The organism is uncultured Methanobrevibacter sp. (assembly GCF_937906425.1).
In the GTDB taxonomy this organism is placed as follows: Archaea; Methanobacteriota; Methanobacteria; order Methanobacteriales; family Methanobacteriaceae; genus Methanobrevibacter.
Genome location: NZ_CALCYR010000307.1, coordinates 1 through 7,156, shown reverse-complemented (window position 1 = coordinate 7,156; position 7,156 = coordinate 1). Strand labels below are relative to the sequence as shown.

The following is a 7,156-nucleotide window of genomic DNA, read 5'->3' as shown; positions in this document are numbered from 1 at the left end:
ACTGGAGTTCAGACGTGTGCTCTTCCGATCTGTATTGTAAAACCGAAATCAGCATTAGAAATTGTGTTTTGATTTGAAGGCATTTTTTTATCTCCATTTTTTTCCAAGTGGTTTTGTATTTTCTATTTATTAAAGTATATATACAAGAATATAAGTTTTTTGGATAAATTTTAGAAAAATTTTCTTTTTTTCTCATTTATGAGAGGCTGTGATATATGATTGTTTTAATAGGAGTTATGAGATTTATACTGAAACTTTTGTAATTAACTATAAAAAATTACTTTTAATAGAAAATCATATCTTAAAAAGCTTTATATTTTATAAATAGTAAACTATACATTAAAAGTTAGTAATTTTAAAAATTAATTTTGGGGGAATATTTATATCTAATACAGATCCACAAGGAGAAATAATCACTTATTTTAATGAAGTTTTAATGAAATATAATGATGTTAAAAAGAATATACATGGAACTGAGGAAGAATATCAATCTACTCAGGAATGGAGTAAAATACTCACTGAAACTATTCCAAACATACTAAAACATAATGTAGAGGGCAAATATAAAATTAAAGGATCCTATGGACAACCTAAAAATTGGTCTTATGTTCCTTGGATTGGTATTTTTGATTTAGACATGACAGACAGTTCACAAAAAGGAGTTTATTTAGTTTATCTTTTTAAAGCTGATTTGTCTGGTTTTTATTTATCTCTTTGTTTAGGAACTGATTATTTCGAACAATTTGGTAAAAGAAAATTAGATTTAATTAATACAGCTTCTGAAGATGTAAAAAATATCTTAATTGATAATTTTGATTTAAATGATTTTGAATTCAATATAGATTTGGCTTCAAATAAAAAAAGACCTAAAGCATATGAACAGGGGACTGTTTTTGCAAAATATTATGATAAAAACAATTTACCTTCAGAAGAAGAATTTTATAATGATTTAGAATTGTTTTTAGAATTTTATAAATTTATTAAGCCTTATGATTTAGATAAGCTTTATCCAGAATTGTCTGATGTATCAAGCACTGAAATTGATGTGGAAATTGGTGAAGAAACTGAAAAGCCTAATTATTGGATTTTTGCCCCTGGTGAACAAGCTAACAATTGGGATGAACAATACCAAGAGGGAATAATGGCTATTGCTTGGGATATTGAAGATTTAAAAAATTTTAATAGCAGGGAAGAAATTAATGAATTTATTAAAAAAAGCTATAATGATCATAAAAATCATCCTAATGATAGTTTATGTTTATGGGAGTTTGCTAATAAGATTAAACCTGGAGATATTATTTTTGCTAAAAGAGGTTCTAATGAAATTATCGGAAGAGGTTATGTTACATCTGACTATATCTATGACGAAACAAAAAAACAATATAAACACATAAGAAAAGTTAATTGGGTTGATAATGGTAGTTGGATTTACAAGTATAAAAATCAAAAACTACCTCAAAAAACATTGACAAATATGTCAAATAGTTCATACGATCAAAAAAAGTTAGAAATCATTAAAGGATTTTTCGATGAAAAGCCATATGATGATGGAGACAAATATACTGAAGAAAACTTCTTAAATGAGGTATATATCGATGATAATGATTATGAAAAGCTTGTCAAATTACTAAAAAACAAGAAAAACCTTATTGTACAGGGGGCTCCTGGAGTTGGAAAAACCTTTTTGGCTAAACGTTTAGCATACTCCAGGATTGGAGAAAAAGATCCTAGTCGTGTAATGATGGTTCAATTCCACCAAAGCTATTCATATGAGGACTTTGTAATGGGATACAGACCATCTAAGGATGGATTTGAACTTAGGGAAGGTTCATTTTATAATTTCTGTAAAAAGGCTGAAGAGGATGATGAAAATGAGTATTTCTTCATCATTGATGAAATAAACAGAGGAAACCTTAGCAAAATCTTTGGTGAACTCTTCATGCTTATTGAAAATGATAAAAGGGGAGAGAAAAACAAGATACAATTGCTCTATTCAGATGAGCTATTCTACATTCCAAAAAATCTTTATATCATTGGCTTAATGAATACTGCAGACAGATCCCTTGCACTGATTGATTATGCACTAAGACGCAGGTTTGCCTTCTTTGACTTAAAGCCAGGCTTTTCCTCAAAAGGATTTAAATCATATCAAGAAAGTCTCAATTCTAAAGAATTTGATAAGCTAATTGAAATCATGAAAGACTTAAACAAGGAAATTAAAGATGATGAAACTCTTGGAGAAGGATTCCGTATAGGTCACAGCTATTTCTGTAACTTGAATAAGGAAGACAATATCAAGGAAGACTTGGACTATATAATCGATTTTGAAATTATTCCACTTCTTAAGGAATATTGGTTTGATGAAAATGACAAATTTAAAAAATGGGAAAGCAAATTAAAATCCTAGGTGATTGATTGTCTCCTCCAATTAAAAACATCTATTATATGCTGAGCTATGCATTTAAGCGTCTTAACTTTAATGAGTATAGGAAGGTTTCAACTGAAGACTTTGAAAATATCTATGAGCTGTTTGCAGAAATCCTGATAATTGCCCTTAACAAGCAGATTAAGCAAGGCCTTCATAGGGATTATATTGAAATTGATGAAACAACCAGTTCCATTAGGGGAAAGATTAACATTAGCGAGTCAATCAATGACTTAAGTTTCATAAACAAAAAACTCAACTGCAGCTATGATGAGTTTTCCATTAATTCTTACTTAAACAGAATCATTAAAACCACATTAAACATACTTTTAAGCTCACCTATACGCAAAAATCAAAGACATTCCATAAAAAGGATTCTTTTTTACTTCCGTGATGTAGATGAGATTCCCAATTTAAACAGCATTAATTGGAAAATCCGCTATGACAGGAATAATCAGGACTACAGATTGATCATTGGAATTTGCAATCTATGCATTAAGGGATTGTTGCAATCCGATGAAAAGGGTGATATGAAACTGATGAGCTTTTTGGATGACAGCTTGATGAGCAGATTATATGAGAAATTTATTTTAAACTATTATATAAAGGAACATAAGGAAATCAAGGCATATTCCCCTCAAATACAATGGCAATTGGATGACGATTTCAGTGAATTCTTGCCTACCATGCAAACCGATATAACTTTGGAGAGCGATAATAAGATTCTGATTATTGATGCCAAATATTATTCAGATACCTTTCAATATCATTTTGACAGCAAGTCAATTCATTCAAAACACTTGTATCAGATTTTTACCTATGTGAAAAATAGGGAAATTGAAATGAAATATAAGATTTCAGAAGGTTATAAGGATTCTAAAACTTCTGAAGATTCTAATGATTCTAAGGTTTCTGAAGATTATAAGGCCTCTAAAACTTCTGAGGATTCTAATGATTCTAAGGTTTCTGAAGATTATAAGGCCTCTAAAACTTATAAAGATTATAAAGTTTCTGGAATGTTATTGTATGCTCAAAACCTTGATGATGACGATTTGGAAAACATATATAAAATGAGTGGCAATGATATAATAGTTAAGACACTTAATTTAAATAAGGATTTTAAAGATATTCGCGCTCAGTTAGATTCCATTATTGAAGATTATTTGTTGGTCTAATATGGCTCTATTTTGGTTTTTATATACGGCCATATTTTTTATTTTAATTAGGTTTTTAGCTATTTTTTCCTATTTTTTTATTTTAATTAGCTTTTTAGCTATTTTTCCTATTTTTACTATTTTTTTTAAATTTCCTCGAAAATAAGACTCATTAACATCATTCTTATTTTTATTTGTTTAATAAATGAAACTTAAAACCACTTTTTTAATTAAAATTTAAATTTTTAACTAATAGAACTTAAAACCACTAATAAAAATTTAAATACATAATCGGAGTTAATATACATTATACATTATTAAATAGATTAAGGATGTGAAATTTTGAAATTTTATAATAAAGGAAGTTTTATAGGCATTGCACTTCTATTGCTTCTTATTCTTAGTTGTGCAGCCGTTTCAGCTTCTGATAATTTAAGTGAAGACACAGCTCTTTTGTCTTCACCTGAAAATACTATAGAAATAGTCGATTCTAATATAGTAGTCGATTCTAATATAGTAGTCGATTCTAATATAATAGACAATTCAAATGTGGAACCGGATGAAGATTCCAAATTGTCTGCTAGTGTAAGCGGAAACAGCTTTTCAGATATTCAAGCTGCCATTGATTCTGCAGAGGATGGAGACCTTATCGAACTCAGCGGCGAATACACTGGAAACAGTCAAATAACCGTTAACAAAAGTCTTACAATTAGCTGTTTGGATGGAATGGCTACACTTGACGGATTAAATTCCTCAAGAATTTTCAATGTAAGTGCAGACAATGTTGTATTGTCCAATTTAAAGCTTGTCAATGGAAATGTGGCAAGCGGTATAACTAGTGGTGGTGCAATCTACTGGTCTGGTGCAAATGGTATTGTAAACAATTCAGTCTTTGAAAACAATAAGGTATTGACTGCCCTTGCCATTGGTAACGGCGGCGCTATCTACTGGTCCGGTGATAATGGTTCCATTTCAAATTCAAACTTCAGTTCCAATCTGGCTCCTTGGGGAGGATCAATCAGATGGGATGGAGATGAGGGAACAGTTTCAAACTGTAATTTTGCTGATGCTCTAGAATCATTCCAGGGTTCCGGATTCTTTGCATCCATGGTAAAGAATGTAGGTTATATTGGCGCTTCAATTGCATGGTTTGGAAGTGAAGGAAAGATTGAAAATTCAAATTTCATAAACAATTCAATCGATTCCATTCTGGACTTGGACATTGCCTATGGAATTCTTTACATTAACAACACTAAAAACACAGTAGTCAATTGTAGTTTTATAAACAACACTGTCTCTGCCCCTACAGTTTATGGCGGAGTCCTTTGCCTAAGGGCTAAAAAAATAAGCATTAATTACTGCACCCTATTCGGTAACCAGATCATAAGTGATGGTGAAAACCTTTCCTTTGTCTATACAGACAATTCAATCGATTTGGATTATAACTACTGGGGAACAAATGACATATCCTCAAGCGAGATTCCATTTGTCAATGAAAATGGGGAAATCAGCAAATGGATTATATTGAATGCAAGTGCAGATGAGAAGATAAGTACATCTCAAGAGGCAAGCATAGTAATAGGCCTAAACAAGTACACAGATTCAACAGGTGAAATATATGACCTTGACTATACAATCTCAGGCCTTGATGTGACCATAAGCTGTATAAATGGTATTTTTAACAATGGAACAAATAATGAAACAATCACCTTGGATGGTGAAAGCAGTGTTTTATACACTTGTGATGTGGAAGGAAATGATACAATCAGACTTGAATTGGGAAGCAATATAATCACTTTCAATATTGAAACAGCTGAAGATATTTACTACATTTTAAATGCAAGTGCAGAGGATATTGTTTATGGTGATGATTTAGCTATTGAGGTAAGCTTTGTGGACAATAAGGGTGAAAGGCTTAATGCTACCATTAGCGTAAATATATCTGATAATGATTATGAATTCAATATTACAGATGAGGATTATATTATACTCCTTTCCGATTTGGATGCTAATGATTATTCAATTCTTTTATCCGCTCTTAATGAGAGCTGTCAATTGTCCTTTAATGTGGCTCAAGACATTAGTAATTTAACTGTTTATGATGAAAATGAAGAGAATATTACTGTTTTATTGTCTGACGGTAAAAACAAGGCATTGGATGGAGTTCTTAATGTTAACATTAGTGGACAAGACAGTGATTACAGTACTGTAGAAGGTTTGATTTCCATTCCTATCAATGGTCTTGAGGACGGAGAATATGATATTGTGATTACTTATGCTGGAGACAAGAATCATGAGGGAAGTTCATTGCTAAAGTCCATTGTGGTTAATAATACTGCGGACGAAACTAATGAAACTGATTTTAGTGGTAATGAAACAGGTCCTAGTGGTAATGAGACTAGTCCTGGTTCTGGTAATGAAACTGACCCTACTGGTAATGAAACTGATCCTAGTGGTAATGAGACTAATCCTAGTGGTAATGAGACTAGTCCTGGTTCTGGTAATGAAACTGACCCTACTGGCAATGAAACAAGTCCTATTGGCAATGAAACTGACCCTACTGGTAATGAAACAAGTCCTATTGGCAATGAGACTGATCCTACTGGTAATGAAACAAGTCCTATTGGCAATGAGACTGACCCTACCGGTAATGAAACCCTTCCTGATTCAGGTAATGCAAGTGATGATAATCTAACCGACTATGGAACTGCAGCTGAATTACAGGAATTAATAGACAATGCCACTGCCGGCTCAATTATAGACTTGGCAAATAAGACCTTTGCAAATATTTCAAACATAGAGATTTCCAAAAACATTACAATTAGCGGTGGAACATTTATCAGCGATGGTTCCGGTAGTCCAATATTCAACATACTTCCTTATGAAGATGGATTTGATTATGTAAACATTACAGACAATGTATTTTATCTTAATAATGGAGATGTGGCTGTTTTAGCTACTGGAGAAAGTTCCAGTCCTAATTCAATTGACATTGCAGAAATAAACATTTATGACAATGCTTTCCTTTTAGCAAGTGATGATGCTGTTGCAGAATCAATAAGCATTTTGGAACTTGACTCTCCAATTTCCATGCTTAATCCAAAAAATAGCATTTCAGTTGTTTCAAACTCTTTGGAAAGTGGAATGAATCCATTTGATTTTGTTGTAAGCGAATATGATACAAATGATGTTTATATTCCTGCAGGCGGAAACATTGCTCAAAAATTAGCTACTGAAATTATTTGTGCAAACATGACAACAAATGCAATAAACACTGTTCTTGATGGCAGAAATGGTGAATATTTCAATTTCCAATTGATTGACTCCAATGGAAATCCTTTGGCAAACAAGGATATTGTAGTTGGATTTAATGGCCATGTATATAATTACACAACTGATGAGAATGGAAGTGCTAAGACACAAATAAATCTTGGTATTAAAGGCGGATACACATTTGCTGTAAGTTTCTTAGGTGATGAGCATTACAATGCAAGCTTTGCTGTAGCTAAAATCACAGTAAACCCAGAGCCTGTAAAACTCACAACAGCCAAGAAGACCTACAAGGCAAGTGCAAAAA

At 32.0% G+C, this 7,156-nt stretch carries 2 protein-coding genes and 1 pseudogene; all 3 read left to right on the top strand.

Annotation, left to right across the window (positions count from 1 at the left end):
- Positions 1-436 precede the first annotated feature (436 nt).
- Positions 437-2,407, top strand: a complete 1,971-nt coding sequence (locus Q0138_RS09055; RefSeq protein ID WP_297983717.1) for an MrcB family domain-containing protein — start codon at positions 437-439, stop codon at positions 2,405-2,407.
- A gap of 8 nt (positions 2,408-2,415) precedes the next feature.
- The gene (locus tag Q0138_RS09050) at positions 2,416-3,600 is read left to right on the top strand and encodes a 5-methylcytosine-specific restriction endonuclease system specificity protein McrC (RefSeq protein ID WP_297983713.1); all 1,185 of its coding nucleotides are present in this window, start codon (positions 2,416-2,418) and stop codon (positions 3,598-3,600) included.
- Positions 3,601-3,921: 321 nt separating this feature from the next.
- Positions 3,922-7,156: pseudogene (locus Q0138_RS09045) on the top strand (hypothetical protein); the annotation flags it as partial.